Here is a 17010-nt window from a genome sequence, read left to right on the forward strand (position 1 = left end):
TCAATGAAAATCACAAACGTTAGTTACGAGCGGCTAGAACTTACACTCACTGCACCTTATACGATTGCTTATGAGACTGTATCGCAGGCAACTAATTTTATTCTCAAAATAGAGACAGACAGCAACAACATAGGTTTAGGTTGCGCTGCTCCAGATCTTGAGGTAACTAAGGAAACTGGTGATGATGTGGCTAGAGCGCTAGACCTTGTGATCATTCCATATCTTAAAGGTAAAAATGCACTCAACTATGCGCGCATTCTTGATGAGTTAAAACCACTGCTCAGCGTTATCTCCTCTGCGCTGGCGATGGTGGACATGGCGTTGCTAGACATTGCTTCAAAAAAGATGAATGTGCCGCTTTATCAATTTTTAGGCGGTTATCGTGATAGTATTGCAACGAGTATTACAATAGGTATTTTAAGTGTAGAAGAGACTTTGAAGCAAGCTCAAGAATATGTAGACCAAGGATTTACAATTATTAAGCTCAAAGGAGGATTATCGCTGGAGGAGGATGTAGAAAAAATACACCGCTTGCGCGAAAATCATCCACACCTCACCCTACGTTTTGATGGAAACCAAGGCTACACCGTAGCGCAAGCTGTGACATTTGTTGAACAAACAAGAGCGTCTCGCATAGAGATACTCGAACAACCTACCCTAGTCGCAGACGAAGAAAAACTAGGAGAAGTAACGAGAAAAGTTCACATCCCAGTTATGGCAGATGAAAGTTTAAAATCACTGAAAGATGCCTTTAGACTTGCTCAAAACAGCCGTATGAATATGGTAAATATCAAGATTCAAAAGGTAGGTGGCATTATGGAAGCAATGCATATCAACTCTGTAGCGAGAGCTGCTGGACTAGAAGCAATGATAGGCTGTATTGATGAGTGTAGACTTGGCATTTCCTCAGGATTGCACTTTGCATTATCTCGTCCTAATACAGTGTATGCAGATCTTGATGGACATCTAGATTTTGAGAATGATCCTTTTAAAGGATTGTTTAGCCTAGAGAAAGGAATCTTAAGACCTAATGGAAAAGCTGGCTTGGGATTGAGTGATTTTTAGGGAATAATTCTAACTGTAAAAATAAGCGTCTATTGTGATTCATACTTATCGCGGTAGACGTTTTTATTATATTGAGATTTACAAATAAGCAGCAACTTATCAATCACTTAAAGATTGATCGTGTTGATTATTCGGATTATGTCATAATTGTCAAGTATCAATTGGTAAATATCATTCTTCAATATCATAAAATCTAAGATTCCATAAACCCCACCACATCATGACAGCTTCGGCTATCATTCCTGCGCCGTATTGTGGTGACCAGCCATCTAGAATGGTGCTGACTAGCCTTCCTCCTGCGAGACCACCCATAAATAGTATGTTTACTATGGTTGCAGATCTCCAGTGGTTTTTATTAATAATACCATAAATCCAGTAACCACCAAAGGCGATGTAGATTCCCATAATCGCTCTAAAGATATTCTTGAGCTCTAAGTCTCGAACTTCAAAACCAAATATATAAGGCAGTATAACACTGGGATGCGCTCCATAAATAAATGACATGGCTATCACAATACATGCAGATAGCGCTAGTTGTAAATTTTTAGGGAGCCTAGACATTATCGATTAACGAGACGTTTTGCAATACGATCTTTTGCCAGTTGTAAGATAGTATGAAACTGATCTTCAATATTAGTTTCTGTATTGTCTATCTCAATAGCATCGGCTGCTTTTACGAGTGGAGAATCTTCACGAGTAGTATCTATGTGATCTCGCTCTACTACGTTAGAAAGTACTGCTTCGTAACTCACTTTATCACCTCTTTCTACAAGCTCATTGTAACGACGCTTTGCACGCTCCTCTGCACTAGCAGTCATAAATATTTTAAGCTCAGCTTTAGGAAATACTACGGTACCTATATCACGACCGTCCATCACGATTCCTTTTTCTTCTCCCATGCGTTGCTGCTGCTCTACAAGTTTAGCGCGCACTTCTGAGATGGTAGCTATAGGACTCACAAAGGAAGAAACTTCTAGGGTTCTTATGTACTTCTCAACATTCTTCCCGTTAAGACAAACCTCTGCTTTTCCAGAAGCGGTATCTCTTGTAAATGAAATCTCGATATCATCAAGCCTTTTTACTAGAGTTTCTTTGTCAAAAAAACCGTCGGAAATAAGGCTATTTTCCATTGCATATAAGGTTAGTGCGCGATACATTGCTCCAGTATCTACGTAAATGTATTCTAGCCAGTCTGCAAGTTGTTTGGCTACTGTACTTTTTCCTGTGGATGAATATCCGTCTATGGCAATGGTAATTTTCAAGAGTATGTGTTTTACACAAAAATAGGAAAACGTATGCTAGTGCTTACCATATAGATTTAAAGATTATTTCTACTAGTATAGATGAGCATACTCGCTTCTTTAAATGGAAGAAAGCGACAGCATGACTCGCTAGCCCCGATTGCAATGAAAATCCCGCAGTGTAGCGATAGCGCAACGAGGAATTGTAATGAAAAACGGGAAACCACCTTGCAAATATGCACAAAATGGACTGCTCCTAAAATTGAAAAGAATTATTGTAAGTCGATGCCTAGACCAAAAAAACTACTTGCCGCAGCGCTGTTGTAACGAGCATATGCATAATTGAAACGCATCTTGTTAATCTTGATTCCAAAGCCTGCACTGATACCAGCAAAACTACGCTGATTGATAATACGCAGCTCTTCACTCCTGCGGAAGTTGTAGCCCAGTCGCACGTTAAAACCACCTTTAGGAAACAACTCTACGCCTACAATCGCGTGACGAATTACATTATCGAGAATTCCTATTTTTTCTGTGGTGGTATTGCCGTCAAGATCTGTGGTACCTCTAGCTTCATTTTCGAAGGCGATGTTCCATAATTGAAGGTTTTCTAGCGTGACATGCCAGCGTATAGGCACGTTAGGTAAAATCTGAGAAATACCAGCGTCTACCTCTAGCGGAAGCTTCTCAAAAGTATCTACATAGGGTGTAAACTGGGTTCCTATATTACGTACCACTAATGCTGCATTGAGATCCCAATCTTCGTAATTATAGGTAAGTCCAAGATCTATCGCTCCTCCCGCCGAAGAATACTCGGCTAATGTGGAGGTGATTAATTTTACGTTTGCCCCTACGTGAAAATCTGTGTACGGAATATTAAGCGCGTAACCCAATGAAAGCGACGCCTCACTACCACCAAAATCTCCAGTAGAGTTCCCATTCTCATCCCTACCATCAAAGGTTCCATAATTTACGTAAGTGATTCCCGCATGCAAGACCTGCGTGCGTCTATCCCATAAATAGGCATAAGATGCCGTCCCATAATTGATGTCTGCCAGATAATTTACATAGTTTACAGAAAGCTGATTATCCATCCTATAATTAATGTTGGCTGGATTATAGAGCGCAGAGTCTGGGTCGTAGTCGTAGTTTGTAATGATTTTCCCTCCTAAAGCAGCTTGCCTGGGAGATGACATCAAATTGAGAAACTGATAGGTAGCACGTCCTCCTAACTGGCTATAAGCCGTTAGTGAACACGCAAACAACAATAAAAAGAGTCTCTTTTTCATTAATCAGTACTGCATCATGATACATAACGATTGCAATGATAGTATATTTTGAGAGGGATGGGAAATAAATAGAACTATAGGATAAAGAAAAAGGGAAACTCGTAATGAGTTTCCCTTTTATAATTTTTACGCTTTCGCGAAAAATTGACAATCTAACCTTAAGCTAGTGTTTTAGCATTCTTTACTTTTTGCTTAGTAAGTGCTAGTTCTAACACCTCGCTCATGTCACTTACGTAGTGAAATGTTAAGCCTTTTAAGTAGTCTTGCTTGATCTCTTCTATATCACGACGGTTTTGCTCACATAAGAGTATTTCCTTGATTCTAGCACGTTTGGCAGCAAGAATCTTTTCTTTAATACCACCTACAGGCAGTACTTTTCCTCTCAGGGTAATCTCACCCGTCATCGCTAGATTTTTCTTCACTTTACGTTGTGTAAATAAAGAAACTAAAGATGTAAGCATGGTAATACCTGCACTAGGACCATCCTTAGGAGTTGCTCCCTCTGGTACGTGAATGTGCACATTATAATTATCAAAAATGGTAGGCTCTAGTCCTAAAACCTCTGCATTTGCTTTAATGTACTCCATCGCTATGGTAGCACTTTCTTTCATCACTTTACCTAAGTTTCCTGTGATAGATAGTGTTCCTTTACCTTTTGATAAAGCAGATTCTATAAATAAGATATCTCCTCCTACTCGTGTCCACGCAAGCCCTGTAACTACTCCAGCAACTTCGTTATTTTCATATTTGTTACGTTCCATTTTTGGAGAGCCTAGTATCTCGATAACATCTTCATTAGATATTTTCACATTATACTCCTCTTCCATCGCAAGGTTTTTTGCCCCGTAACGCACCATTTTTGCAACTTGCTTTTCTAGTCCGCGCACTCCAGACTCTCTTGTATATCCTTCTACAATTTTTTCTAGTTGTGGCTTTGCTATTTTAAGCTGGTCATCTGTCATACCATGCTCTTTAAGCTGCTTTGGTAATAAGTGACGTTTTGCAATCTCTGTCTTCTCCTCTATCGTGTATCCAGTAACGTTTATAATCTCCATACGATCTAGCAGCGCTGGCTGTATGGTATTTAAACTATTTGAAGTTGCAATAAACATCACTTTAGAAAGGTCATAACCCATCTCAAGGAAGTTATCGTGAAACTCACTATTCTGCTCTGGATCTAGCACTTCTAGTAATGCAGAAGACGGATCTCCCTGACTTCCTGTACTTAATTTATCAATCTCATCAAGTACAAAAACTGGATTACTAGTTCCTGCCTTGCGCAAGCTCTGGATAATACGTCCTGGCATTGCTCCTATGTACGTTTTTCTATGCCCGCGTATTTCAGACTCGTCACGCATCCCGCCTAGACTTACTCGTACATACTCACGACCTAACGCTTCTGCTACAGATTTACCCAGTGAAGTTTTACCTACTCCTGGAGGTCCGTATAAACATAAAATAGGCGACTTCATGTCGTTACGTAATTTTAGTACCGCTAGGTATTCTATAATACGCTTCTTCACATCATCAAGACCGTAATGATCACGGTCTAAAATTTTCATCGCACGTTTTAAATCAAATTTGTCTTTAGAAAACTCATTCCAAGGAAGGTCTAAAAACAAATCAAGGTAATTGCGCTGTATGCTATACTCAGCTACCTGAGGATTCATGCGTTGCATTTTTGAAAGCTCCTTGTTAAAGTGCTTCTCTACTTTTGCATCCCACTTCTTTTTCTTTGCACGTACACGCATTTCTTCTAGATCATCCTCAGAGCTAGCTCCACCCAATTCTTCTTGGATAGTCTTCATCTGCTGGTGTAAGAAATACTCACGCTGCTGCTGGCTCATATCATTTTGAACCTTGCTTTGAATATCATTTTTGAGCTCCAACTTCTGGCGCTCCATATCCATAAACTTGAGCGTTTCTAGCGCGCGTTTATGTAAGTCATCTATATTGAGTAGCTCTTGCTTCTCTGCAACAGAGAGGTTCATATTTGAACTCACAAAGTTGATTAAGAAAGAGTCACTCTGGATATTCTTAATTGCAAATGAAGCCTCCGAAGGAATATTTGGAGAATCTTGGATAATCTTAAGCGACAATTCTTTTATAGAATCGATAACTGCTTTAAAACCTTGATCACCTGCTTCTGGGCGTACTTCTACATATTCCTTAATAGTAGCCTTCATGTAAGGCTCTACTTGCGTTACTTGATCTACTTCAAAGCGTTTTTTACCTTGGATAATAACTGTTACGTTACCATCTGGCATTTTAAGCACACGTAAAATACGCGCTACTACACCTACTTTATGAATGTCATCTTCACCTGGGTTTTCTACCTCTTCATCTTTTTGAGCAACTACTCCTACTACTTTCCCACCTTTATTTGCCTCATCTATAAGCTTTATAGAAGTATCTCTTCCTGCCGAAATAGGAATGACTACTCCTGGAAAAAGCACGGTGTTGCGCAAAGGTAAAATAGGCAAGCTCTCTGGAAGCTCCTCGTTATTAATTGCCTCCTCGTCTTCTGGAGTCATTAAGGGGATTAATTCTGCATCTCCATCTATCTCTTGCAGTGACAATCTGTCTAATGTTGTAAATTTTGGTTTTGCCATATATAAAGTGTGCCACAATGTCGTGTACTGCTACGCGCCTTGTGGATGTATAACTATTAGTATTTTCTTTAAATCTAGTGAGTTTAGCCTATCATAAGATAATGGATACCCTCACTGTACGCTTTAATTCAATTGTTGTGCCAAGGGAGTATTTTGCTTTCGCAAAAATTTGAAGAACCATCACAAATGCGCGTTCTTTATCTATGAAGTAAATACCTCTTTACAATCAACAGATTCAAAATAATGTTGCCAAATTTTCACGAAAGTGTAACAAAGAAATAAAACACGCATCTTTACTATAGAATGAACCAAAAGTGAATTTTACCAACCATCAAATAACGGAATTAATAACACTGTGCCAGCAAGGTAATCAGGGTGCTCAAATGGAGGTGTATAACCGCTACTATAAAGCGATGTACAATACTTCGTTACGCATTGTGAAACACGAAGCAGAAGCAGAGGATATTATGCAAGAGTCCTTCTTAAGTGCTTTTACAAAGCTGGATAGTTATAAGGGTGAGGCATCTTTTGGGAGTTGGTTAAAACGTATTGTGGTAAATAATAGCCTCAATGCTTACAATAAAGGAAAGAAACTAGATGAAACACCGCTAGAAGATCATTTATATAAGATAGAAGATGACGCAGAAGGTGTGAGTGAGGTAGACCTCACAAGTGTGAGAGCACAAGAAGTAGTAAAAGCTATGAGTATGCTTAAGGATAATTACAGACAATCACTGTCTTTACATCTTATAGAAGGCTACGACTACGAGGAAATGAGTGAGATTATGAATGTAAGCTATGCAAACTGTAGAACAATGGTGTCAAGAGCAAAAGATAGCTTACGCAAACTATTAAATAATAATGAAAAAGGAACCTATAGATCAAGTATTTAAACGTCTGGAAGGACGTCTCGATACAGCTGCACCTAGTGCAGATCACAAAGCTAATTTTCTAGCAAAATTACAGGCGCAAACTACAGAAGATATTCCTGCAAAGGAAACAAAAGCAATACAGTGGATGCGACCACTGTTTATTGCGGCAAGTGTGATTCTTATTGCAGGATTAATGCTCACACAGTTTAACAACACACCGCAAGCTAAAGAACTGGCAGATGTTTCTCCAGAGATGGAAAACACGCAAGATTTCTTTACAAAAACCATAGAACGTGAGCTCTTTGATATTAAAGAGAACATGAATCCTGAGAACCAAGCCATGGTAATGGATGCCATAAAACAACTTGAAATCTTAGAGAAGAACTATGATAATTTAAAGAAAGACCTTTCTGAAAGTGGAGAAGATAAGCGTGTGATCTACGCAATGATAGACAACTTCCAGAATAGAATTGACCTCCTACAGCACGTAGTAGAACAAATGGATGCCATCAAAGAATTAAATACTATTGAAAAAGCCGTAACGCTTTAGTTACTTAAATAATAATCTTATGAAAAAGAAAATAACGCAACTCTTACTTATAGCGCTCATGATCCCTTCTATCATGATGGCCGCAAGTGTAGATCCTCAGGGAAAATACACTAAGGAAAAGAGAATCAAAAAAGAATATACTGTAAATCCTGATGTAAAACTGGTGATTGACAATAGCTACGGAAATGTTAATATGGTGAGCTGGAACGAAAACAGAATCGTCATTGAAGTTCTAGTAAAAACTAATGGTAACGATGAGGAGCGTGTAAAAGAAAAACTAGACGAGATAGATGTCAATTTTGAAGGGTCAAGTAGCTATGTGAGCGCAAAAACAAACTTCGAAAAAAGCAGCAGTAGATCATGGTGGAACAGTTGGAAAAATAGCAATGTAAATATGGAAATCAACTATACTATTAAACTTCCAGCAACTAGTATGGTAGATGTAAGCAATGATTATGGAGGTATAAATATTGATCGGTTAGAAGGTAATGCAAAAATAAATTGTGACTATGGGAAAATCACGATAGGCGAACTTCTTGCAGAAAACAACTACCTCAACTTTGACTACACTAAGAATAGCACTATAGGCTATATGAAGAGCGGACGTATTAATGCTGATTATTCAAGCTTTTTCTTAGAAAGAGGAGGTGACATTGAGCTTAATGCCGATTATAGTAAATCTGAATTTGGACGTATAGATAATCTAAACTATAACTGTGACTACGGCTCTGTAATTACTGGAGACAGTAAAGATATTATAGGTCGAGGAGATTACATCTCTGCAAAAATTGGTATAGTACACGGAGACCTTAACATCAATGCAGATTATGGAAGCATACGTATAGAGGAGCTAGCGAGCGATGCTGGAGACGTATCGATACAAAGTGACTACACCGGTATTAAAGTGGGTTATAATTCTCAATACAACTTTACTTTTGCTATTAAACTTGAGTATGCTGGATTAAGCGGTAAGGAGGATCTTACTTTTAATAAGGAGCGCATAGAATCTTCAGACAAATACTACGAAGGATATAGAGGAAACTCTAATACTAATAATCATGTGAACATCAACTCAGAATACGGTGGTGTCACTTTATTTAAAAACTAATAATCAATCATCAAAAACAACAATCATGAAAAAATTAATCACACTAAGTATTATTCTTTTAGCAAGTACGCAGATACACGCACAATGGTGGGGAAAAGGAATAAAAGGTAATGGTCAAGTAGAAACAGAAACGCGTAGCGTAGGTGAGTATGATGAGATAAGCATTGCGGGATTCTTTGATGTAACACTCGTTGCTGGAGAAGAAGGAGAAATCACTTTACAAGGTGAAAGCAACCTCCTTGATTATGTAGAGACAGAAGTGAGCGGCGATAGACTTACTATCAAAGTTCAAAACAAGCAAAATCTAAAGACGAGCTACGGAAAGGATATTAAAATTAAAATTCCTTTTAGAGATTTAGATCGAGTGTCATTATCAGGATCTGGGGAGATTATGAGTGATGATGTGATAAAATCAAATACTTTTGAAGTTTCTGTCTCTGGATCTGGAGATGTTGCTCTTATTGTGGAAGCAAATCGTACTGAGAGTCGTGTTACAGGATCTGGTGACCTTATTCTTAAAGGCTACACAAAAGACCACACTGTAAAAGTTACAGGCTCTGGTGATATAGAAGCTGGGCGTTTTAAAGCAGAGACGGTAGATGCTCAGGTTACAGGTTCTGGTGACATACGCGTAGCTTGTGAAAAAAGTATCAAAGCCCGTGTAACTGGTTCTGGTGACATAGAGTACGTAGGAAACCCATCAAAACAAGACACTAAGGTCTCTGGTTCTGGAGATATTACAAGGGGATAATCCTTAAAAACATTTCTTTACAAGAATAAAAAATGCCCTCATCTGAGGGCATTTTTTATTGACTTACATCTCGTAATACTTATTCCTTTTTTAAGATTTTTGAGGTTCCTGTAAAACGTTCTATCATTAGTTTAGGTTCGCCATACACATGAAGCTCTGCTTTTTCATCAAGATCAACAATAATCTCTTGGTCTGCAGTTACAATGGTCGTTGAGCTTCCTGTAGCGTTTATATTAATCACATCTGTATTAAATGTTTCCGCCTTGCACTCAGCATTATCATTTAGATCCAGCGATACTGTTTGAGCATTTCCTTTTAACTCTAGGTCTGATCGTCCAGATGCAGAGAGGGTGATTTTTTTTGTATTGATATCCGCTTTCGCGAAAGCGTTATCCGTAACATTCATAGTCAAGTCATCTCCCATATAATCCATCTCAATTTTTGAATTTGAATTTGCAGTTATGGTAGCTTGTTTTGCTTTTATCTCTCCTTCAAACTGACTATCATCTAGAAAACTTCCTCTAAAAAAATCTGATTTGAGAACAGATTGTGCTTTCACCTTACTCTTTGCATCTAAGCTTACAGAATTAAGCGTAACAAAACGCACCGTAATATTAAGACGTTTTGCACTTCTGATATCCTTCCTCGCAGAAACTAGCAATACACTATCACGCACATCAAAACTTATCAATTCAATAAGGTTATCATCCATCTCAAGCTCATAACTTGGTTGAGAATCTGCAATAAGTGTTACTTCTAGACCATCTGTTACTTTTATATCTGTAAATGGACGTAATACCTCCGATACATCTTTCACATTTCTACTCCCTTTTACTCGCTCTCTTTGAGCACTTACTGCCGTAGTCACAAACATAAGCACAGCAATAGCTATACTTTTCATATATAGTTTTTTCATAGAATTAAATGTACAATAAATGAGCCATCCTTTTATAATTGGCATAAAAAAAGCATCTGGTTACAGATGCTCTTTTAAAATATGTCGTTTATGGATATTAATAGACAATATTAATCACTCCGCCTGCTGTTAGTACTTCTTCGTTATCTGGATTTGTAAATGTTCCAGAAAAAGTTCCTACGATTGCAGTACCATCGTTTGCAGTAATATTATTTACAAATGGCGTCGTTGCTTCTATAGATGCTGTGTGCACAACTCCTCCTACTGTTAGAATCGTATTTTGCATTACATTATCTCCTGTTTGTTGTAATACGATATCAAAAGTAAACGTATCTCCTGTATCTATATCAGTTGCAATCACGCTCAGTAAAGATCCGCTTATGCTTACCGTTGCTGTATTAAAATTTGTAAATATTTCTCCTACGGTTACTTGTACTGGCCCATCTTGTTCTGGTGGAGAGCAATCTCCTAGATTTTGTACAATAGCAGTAAGACTTCCATCTGTATCTCCACAAGCGGCTATTTGCGCTTGTAAAGCCATTGAGTAGTCTGCACAAGCCGTAGTATATGCATCTTCATCAAGAGGATCTACAGCATTAAATATTTCTCTAGCTTCTGATGTAGCTACCTGTGCTGCAGCACAATCACCACCACAATTCAATGCGTCAATGGTAGCCTGTATATTTCCGCTTACATCACCACAAGCTGCTATTTGAGCTTCTAAAGCGGCGCTATAAGCAAGGCATAATTGTTCTTCGTTATCACTAGAAGCATTATTTAAAGCTCCCAAGGCTGCATTTGCAGCAATCTCCGCTTGAAAACAAGGATCTGGCGTAGAGCAGTCTCCTAGGCTTGTAAGAGCAGCTTGAAATGTTCCAGATGCATCACCACAAAGTTGTATTGTTGCTTCGAGAGCTATAGCGTAGGTAGTGCATGCTTGAGCATAACCTTCATTAGATGCCACTGAAAATGCAGCTTGAGCTGCAGTTAAAGTTTCAAACGCTATCTGACATTCTTCACTATCGGAATCAACTTCAATAGGGTCAGAACCGTCACCTGTTACGCTAAAGACGCCTTCGAGTGGTTCATCATCACAAGAGACAACCGTCACTGCAACCATCATTATAAATAAAAATAAAACGTGTAGTTTTTTCATTGTAGTAGGAATTTCTAAATCTGAAACACAAACATAATCAATTTATTGCACTGTTTTGCTCTTAGACTATGAGTCCTTGCGAGCCTTTAACAGGTTGTTCTGCTCTTGCATAAGATGCTCAATATTTGCAAGCAGCTCAATATTTTTTGGGGTTTTTTCTTCTGTATTTTTTGGATCTTCTGCTTTGTCCTTAAATCTATTTATTCCTTTAATGACAACAAAAATGGTAATTGCAATTACTAAGAAGTCTATTGAAACTTCAATAAGTTCCCCATAACCTATTGCGATTTCTTTCCCTTCACCTTCGGCAGCACGTAAAAGATACTTTCTATCTGCGAGATTAATACCATCTGTGAGTAGTGATAGTGGTGGCATTACGACTTTTTTTACAATAGTATTTACCACATTATTAAAAGCAGTACCTATAATAATACCTACTGCCATGTCGATCATGTTACCTTTGATCGCAAAATTTTTGAATTCTTGAATAAATCCAGCCATAACTGTCTCTTGTTTGCCGTAGCAACTTAATTATTGATTAATAAACTTTAGAAAAGCCCTCTCTTATTATAAGATTGGGAATTTGAATATTTACGCTTTCGCGAAAGCGTAACCTACGTAATTACCGTCCTGTCTTTAGGCACTCGAAGTAATAACACGACGCCTGCTGCAAAAAATAGAATTAAAAATACAATCGAGTAGCGCATACTGCCCGTAAGCTCCTCAATGAAACCGTATAAAAACATACCGATGATGATCCCTATTTTCTCAGCTACATCATAAAAGCTGAAGTATGAAGTGGTGTCCTCTGTTTCTGGTAAAAACTTAGCATACGTAGATCGTGATAGTGATTGTATACCACCCATTACTAAACCTACAAATCCAGCTGTAATGTAAAATTGAAACGGTGTATATACAAAGTATGCCCAAGCACAAATAATAATCCAGATAACATTAATAATCACCAGAGCTTTTATATTACCCACACGTGCCGAAAGTTTTGACGTAAGTATGGCTCCTAGTACTGCTACAAGCTGTATCAAAAGTATACTCACAATTAATCCCGTTGTGCGCTCGCTATCACTACCCCACTCTAGTTCTTGCTCTCCAAAATATGCTGCTGCAAGCATTACCGTCTGCACTGCCATACTATATACAAAGAATGCGATAAGATATTTCTTGAGACGTAGTTGGTCTTGCATAGAAGTCCAAATAGCTCTTAGCTCCTTAAAGCCGTTAAAGAATACATCTTTGGTAAGTTTTCCTTGCGCTTGGTTTCCCTGAGGTAAATAAGCGTAGGTATACTGACTAAAACCTATCCACCAGACACCAGTAAGCACAAATGATAAACGTGTAGGAAAACTTTCGTCTTCAAAACCAAATGTCTCATACCCAAGTATCATTGCTAAACAAGCTATAAGTAACAACACACTCCCTATGTAGCCTAGAGAATACCCTTTTGCACTAATGGCGTCATGCTGCTCTGGATAAGCAATATCTGGCAAATATGAATTGTAAAAAACTAAACTCCCCCAAAAACCTATCAGTCCTAAAGCATAAAGTAGCAAACTCAAATAAATATGGTCTAAGCTAAACCAGTAAAGTCCTATGGTCGCCAGCGCTCCCATGTAACAGAAAAACTTAAGAAAGTACTTTTTATTACCTAAATAATCTGCTACTCCAGATAGAATGGGAGAAATAAGAGCTACTATTAAAAAGGCCACAGCAGTAGTGTAAAATATAAGCGGACTGCGACGTAACATCATCCCAAAAACTTCAATCTCTTCTATGCCGGCTCCTCTAAAAAGAGCACCGTAAAACAATGGAAAAATAGCAGATGCAATGACAAGACTGTAAGTGGAGTTTGCCCAATCATAAAACGCCCATGCATTTAATAATTTCTTGTCACCTTTTTTGAGTTGTTCTTTCATAGTACTAAAATAGAAAAGCTGTGCGATTGCACAGCTTTTCTTACTATATATTTCGTGTAAAGTTCTATTTAAAAGAAGTCACTCCAAATTTTGCAGCTTCTGCTCTCGCCATTGGCGCTTTGGCAGTAAGATTTGCAATACGACTATCTGAAGATGGGTGCGTACTCATAATCTGTGCTGGAGCTGCACCTCCACTTGCAGCTTTCATACGTTTCCATAACTCTGCAGCTTCGTCTGGATTGTATCCTGCTATTGCTGCAATTACGATTCCGATTTCGTCTGCTTGTGTCTCATGGCTACGCGAGAAAGGAAGCATTCCTCCTACTTGTGTACCTATACCATAAAGCTGCATAATTTGTTGTTGCTTTGCTTGATCTTGACCTCCTACTGCAATAGCAGTGGCAACGCCACCATATTGTTGTAATTGTGCAGCACTCATACGTTGTGCTCCGTGATCTGCAAGTGCGTGAGCAAGCTCATGCCCCATTACCATGGCAAGTCCAGTTTCTGATTGAGTAATAGGTAAAATTCCAGTATATACCACAATCTTTCCTCCTGGCATACACCAAGCGTTTACTGCTTCATCTTTAACTAGATTGTACTCCCAGCGGTAATCTTGTAAGTATCCCGGCTCTCCTAGTGCTGTTAGGTAACGCTCTGCTGCCACGGCTATTTTTTCACCTACGCGCTTTACCATATTAGCATCTGCCGTTCCAGTAATCACATTATTTTCCGATAGGAATGCGTCATACTGTTGGAATGCCATTGGAAATAATTGATCGTTACTTACAAAGTTAAGAGTCTTCTTCCCTGTAAATGGACTCGTCTTGCATGCACATACCAGAAGTACGGTCATGATAAGAACAAATGTATTTTTAAGTTTCATAATGATGGTTTTAAATCAGAATATAAAAATACGCAAATGTTAAATACCGCTCAGATGAAGCTCCGTGAAATCTTTGTTAATGATTAAAGCACATGTTATCGGGTCAAACTGCACATCTTCTAGACTTACTTTCTGATTGTCTAATTCTATATCCTTAATTTCAAAAGGAAGTCCAATCAAGTGAATTCTAAATGTATCGTACGTAGTAATAAAATCACCGCGTTTATGTTGTTGTATAATCCAGTCTTTCTCACGACCTACCATTTTAAAAGTACGGTAACTATAACGATCTTTCTTGTAATCATATCCATCTTGAGCATCTTCATACAATTTGGAAGCATTTTTACCTAAACCATAATACACTTCAAGCTCTACCTGCTCAATGGTAAGTTCGCCTACATACTGCTGTAATGGATATTTAGGAAGGATGGTTCCCTCTTTTACAAATAATGGCATCTCATCAATATCTGCATCCACCCATTGCTCTTTACCTCCTTGCACAATTTGCTTTGTCCAATAGTTGTACCATTGTCCTCTAGGCACGTACATGCGACGTCCTTTAGCATTAGGCTCTAATATAGGACAAACTAGAATATGATGTCCAAAGATAAACTCATCTGTACGGTAATGCGTTTGTGCATCATCTTGATCAAAATAAACAAGCGGCTTTAATAATGGCGTACCTTTCTTGATATACTCATAAAACATAGTATATAAATAAGGCAATAATCTATAACGCAAGTTGATAAACTTACGAGCAATATCTGTCACACCTTCGTCAAAAGTCCACGGCTCTTGATCTCCATGATGCCCAGAAGAGTGGGTACGGCAGAAAGGGTGAAATACTCCTAGCTGTATCCATCTTGCATAAAGCTCTCCAGTAGGTTGCTCTGCAAACCCGCCTATATCTGTACCTGTAAAACTCATCCCCGAGATACACATACGTTGCACTTGGATGTTTGCTACCCAAAGGTGCTCCCAGCTAGCTACGTTATCACCCGTCCATGAACTTGTGTAACGTTGCGCACCAGAGTATGCAGACCTTGTGATTACAAACGGTCGCTTAGGATACGCAAATTTCTTCACACCTTCATAGGTGGCGCGAGCCATTTGAGTACCATAAATGTTATGCGCTTTTAAGTGACTACAAGGATGACCATCATAATTATGACGCACATCTGGAGGAAATGTTTTTCCTGGAACCTCCATTACTGCAGGCTCATTCATATCATTCCACACTCCTTTTACACCTACATCTTGTATAAGCTCTTTAAATAATCCTGCCCACCAGTCACGTACTTTAGGATTTGTATAATCTGGAAAATTACATTCTCCAGGCCACACTTTACCTTTCATAGCCGGTCCATCTGCACGCTTACAGAAGTAGTCATTTTCTACTCCTTCATTATAAACCCAATAATCCTTATCAATTTTAATCCCTGGATCTATAATAACAATGGTTTTAAAACCATCATCTGCCAGTTCTTTTACCATTCTTTTAGGGTCAGGAAAATGATCTTTATTCCAAGTAAAACATCTCCAGCCATCCATATAATCAATGTCTAGATAAATCCCATCACAAGGAATTTTGAGTTCGCGAAATTTACTTGCAATCTCCTTTACATTACTTTCTGGAAAGTAACTCCATTTGCACTGGTGATATCCCAGCGCCCATAATGGCGGAAGCTCAGGAACACCTGTAAGATTCGTATAACTTGCTACAACCTCAGACATATCTGGACCATATATAAAGTAATAATTCATCTCACCTCCTTGCGCCCAGAAGCTTGTAACTCCCATACGCTCATGAGCAAAATCAAAATACGTTTTAAACGTGTTGTCAAAAAACACACCGTAAGCTTTCTTTTGATGTAGCCCTATGTAAAAAGGAACTGCTTTATATATTGGATCTTGATCCTTTGCAAATGCATATTGATCTGTAGCCCAGTTATGCATACGCTTTCCTCGCAAGTTAGAATGCATAGGCTTATCACCTAGCCCATAATAAGACTCGGCATGCTGTGCTTTTTTACTCATCTTAACGATGTTACCTCCATACTGGAAGCTCTCCTCGTAATGAAAACCTAATTCGTCTTCATTAATAAGATTCCCATTTGTATCGTAAATACTGGTCTGTAGACTCTCTTTCTCAATACGTATATGGAGCTTTGCGGTGTTGACATGGTAATATTTATCATCATCTGTAAGTTCTAGATGATTGTAGCCACGAGGTGCATCCTCATCTATCGCATAAGAAAAGTCTGGCTCAAAAACGCCACCTGTTGCAAAGCGAAAACGTATCACACTATCTCGCAATACAGTAAGTTCTAAAATTACCTCGTTTGAAGTAGTAAAATATAAGATGTCTGTCTCTTGCTTGACATCCACCACATTTTTAGGAAATTGATTCCCTTTTTGCTCTAATTCTGTATTTACAATCATAGTAATTGTTATTTCCTTTCAAATAAACACTATATCGTGTAAAAATGAAGTTAATTCGTAATTAGTTATTAACGCTAACGTTTTCGTAAGCTCAGAAAAGGTATTCATATCACCTTTAGAGCGTTTGGAACGCACAATCATGGCTTTTTTGCTAGATGTTAATCCCGCTTTCCATTACAATTCCTCATCGC

At 38.4% G+C, this 17010-nt stretch carries 15 protein-coding genes; 5 read left to right on the forward strand and 10 right to left on the reverse strand.

Translation table 11 applies throughout. The annotated features are described in order from the left end of the window. Positions 1-3: 3 nt before the first annotated feature. Positions 4-1065 (forward strand): mandelate racemase/muconate lactonizing enzyme family protein, encoded by a 1062-nt coding sequence (locus KRODI_RS01295; RefSeq protein ID WP_013749760.1) that lies wholly within the window; start codon positions 4-6, stop codon positions 1063-1065. 171 nt (positions 1066-1236) lie between these two features. Here KRODI_RS01295 and KRODI_RS01300 read toward each other — a convergent pair whose 3' ends face one another. The 4 genes from KRODI_RS01300 to lon all read right to left on the reverse strand — a co-directional run bounded on the left by KRODI_RS01300 (position 1237) and on the right by lon (position 6207). After that, on the reverse strand, positions 1237-1626 hold the full coding sequence (locus tag KRODI_RS01300; RefSeq protein WP_013749761.1) for a DUF4345 domain-containing protein: 390 nt from the start codon (positions 1624-1626) through the stop codon (positions 1237-1239). Next, entirely contained in the window at positions 1626-2327 is a 702-nt protein-coding gene (gene cmk, locus KRODI_RS01305) for a (d)CMP kinase (RefSeq protein WP_013749762.1), read from the reverse strand. The genes KRODI_RS01300 and cmk overlap by 1 nt, the downstream gene beginning before the upstream one ends. Before the next feature lie 251 nt (positions 2328-2578). After that, positions 2579-3595 carry a type IX secretion system protein PorQ gene (gene porQ / locus KRODI_RS01310; RefSeq protein WP_013749763.1) on the reverse strand — a complete coding sequence of 339 codons (1017 nt, stop codon included), beginning with the start codon at positions 3593-3595 and terminating at the stop codon, positions 2579-2581. Positions 3596-3753: 158 nt separating this feature from the next. Next, positions 3754-6207, reverse strand: coding sequence for an endopeptidase La (lon, locus tag KRODI_RS01315; protein ID WP_013749764.1), 2454 nt, complete (start codon positions 6205-6207; stop codon positions 3754-3756). 383 nt (positions 6208-6590) lie between these two features. Between lon and KRODI_RS01320 the strand changes: the two genes are divergently transcribed. The 4 genes from KRODI_RS01320 to KRODI_RS01335 are packed head-to-tail and all read left to right on the forward strand — an operon-like array spanning position 6591 to position 9488. Continuing rightward, the gene (locus KRODI_RS01320; protein ID WP_013749765.1) at positions 6591-7100 is read left to right on the forward strand and encodes an RNA polymerase sigma factor; all 510 of its coding nucleotides are present in this window, start codon (positions 6591-6593) and stop codon (positions 7098-7100) included. Then, on the forward strand, positions 7069-7629 hold the full coding sequence (locus KRODI_RS01325) for a hypothetical protein (RefSeq protein ID WP_013749766.1): 561 nt from the start codon (positions 7069-7071) through the stop codon (positions 7627-7629). Before KRODI_RS01320 ends, KRODI_RS01325 begins: the two co-directional genes overlap by 32 nt. A 19-nt stretch (positions 7630-7648) precedes the next feature. Next, the gene (locus KRODI_RS01330; protein ID WP_013749767.1) at positions 7649-8737 is read left to right on the forward strand and encodes a hypothetical protein; all 1089 of its coding nucleotides are present in this window, start codon (positions 7649-7651) and stop codon (positions 8735-8737) included. 25 nt (positions 8738-8762) lie between these two features. Further along, positions 8763-9488, forward strand: a complete 726-nt coding sequence (locus tag KRODI_RS01335; protein ID WP_013749768.1) for a head GIN domain-containing protein — start codon at positions 8763-8765, stop codon at positions 9486-9488. 79 nt (positions 9489-9567) lie between these two features. On the opposite strand, the gene KRODI_RS01340 is transcribed toward KRODI_RS01335, so the two are convergent. The 6 genes from KRODI_RS01340 to KRODI_RS01365 form a co-directional block, all read right to left on the reverse strand. Further along, positions 9568-10404 carry a GIN domain-containing protein gene (locus tag KRODI_RS01340; RefSeq protein ID WP_158306996.1) on the reverse strand — a complete coding sequence of 279 codons (837 nt, stop codon included), beginning with the start codon at positions 10402-10404 and terminating at the stop codon, positions 9568-9570. Positions 10405-10501: 97 nt separating this feature from the next. Next, positions 10502-11560, reverse strand: coding sequence for a hypothetical protein (locus KRODI_RS01345; protein ID WP_013749770.1), 1059 nt, complete (start codon positions 11558-11560; stop codon positions 10502-10504). Positions 11561-11626: 66 nt separating this feature from the next. After that, a complete protein-coding gene (mscL, locus tag KRODI_RS01350; RefSeq protein WP_013749771.1) occupies positions 11627-12061 on the reverse strand; it encodes a large-conductance mechanosensitive channel protein MscL in 435 nt (144 codons plus the stop codon). A gap of 113 nt (positions 12062-12174) precedes the next feature. Beyond that, a complete protein-coding gene (locus KRODI_RS01355) occupies positions 12175-13491 on the reverse strand; it encodes an MFS transporter (protein ID WP_013749772.1) in 1317 nt (438 codons plus the stop codon). A 64-nt stretch (positions 13492-13555) separates the two neighbouring features. After that, positions 13556-14377 carry a M48 family metallopeptidase gene (locus KRODI_RS01360; RefSeq protein WP_013749773.1) on the reverse strand — a complete coding sequence of 274 codons (822 nt, stop codon included), beginning with the start codon at positions 14375-14377 and terminating at the stop codon, positions 13556-13558. Positions 14378-14416: 39 nt separating this feature from the next. Continuing rightward, complete coding sequence (locus KRODI_RS01365; protein ID WP_013749774.1) at positions 14417-16819, reverse strand: glycoside hydrolase family 31 protein; 2403 nt, start codon at positions 16817-16819, stop codon at positions 14417-14419. Between the last annotated feature and the right edge of the window lie 191 nt (positions 16820-17010).

The sequence above is a fragment of the Dokdonia sp. 4H-3-7-5 genome (assembly GCF_000212355.1).
GTDB lineage: Bacteria > Bacteroidota > Bacteroidia > Flavobacteriales > Flavobacteriaceae > Dokdonia.

Coding starts and splice junctions, on each gene's coding strand:
- KRODI_RS01365 (WP_013749774.1), bottom strand. CDS start 16,819: ATGATTGTAAATACAGAATTAGAGCAAAAAGGGAATCAATTTCCTAAA.
- mscL (WP_013749771.1), bottom strand. CDS start 12,061: ATGGCTGGATTTATTCAAGAATTCAAAAATTTTGCGATCAAAGGTAAC.
- lon (WP_013749764.1), bottom strand. CDS start 6,207: ATGGCAAAACCAAAATTTACAACATTAGACAGATTGTCACTGCAAGAG.
- KRODI_RS01300 (WP_013749761.1), bottom strand. CDS start 1,626: ATGTCTAGGCTCCCTAAAAATTTACAACTAGCGCTATCTGCATGTATT.
- KRODI_RS01340 (WP_158306996.1), bottom strand. CDS start 10,404: ATGAAAAAACTATATATGAAAAGTATAGCTATTGCTGTGCTTATGTTT.
- KRODI_RS01320 (WP_013749765.1), top strand. CDS start 6,591: ATGGAGGTGTATAACCGCTACTATAAAGCGATGTACAATACTTCGTTA.
- porQ (WP_013749763.1), bottom strand. CDS start 3,595: ATGAAAAAGAGACTCTTTTTATTGTTGTTTGCGTGTTCACTAACGGCT.
- KRODI_RS01360 (WP_013749773.1), bottom strand. CDS start 14,377: ATGAAACTTAAAAATACATTTGTTCTTATCATGACCGTACTTCTGGTA.
- KRODI_RS01330 (WP_013749767.1), top strand. CDS start 7,649: ATGAAAAAGAAAATAACGCAACTCTTACTTATAGCGCTCATGATCCCT.
- KRODI_RS01295 (WP_013749760.1), top strand. CDS start 4: ATGAAAATCACAAACGTTAGTTACGAGCGGCTAGAACTTACACTCACT.
- KRODI_RS01325 (WP_013749766.1), top strand. CDS start 7,069: ATGAAAAAGGAACCTATAGATCAAGTATTTAAACGTCTGGAAGGACGT.
- KRODI_RS01345 (WP_013749770.1), bottom strand. CDS start 11,560: ATGAAAAAACTACACGTTTTATTTTTATTTATAATGATGGTTGCAGTG.
- KRODI_RS01355 (WP_013749772.1), bottom strand. CDS start 13,491: ATGAAAGAACAACTCAAAAAAGGTGACAAGAAATTATTAAATGCATGG.
- KRODI_RS01335 (WP_013749768.1), top strand. CDS start 8,763: ATGAAAAAATTAATCACACTAAGTATTATTCTTTTAGCAAGTACGCAG.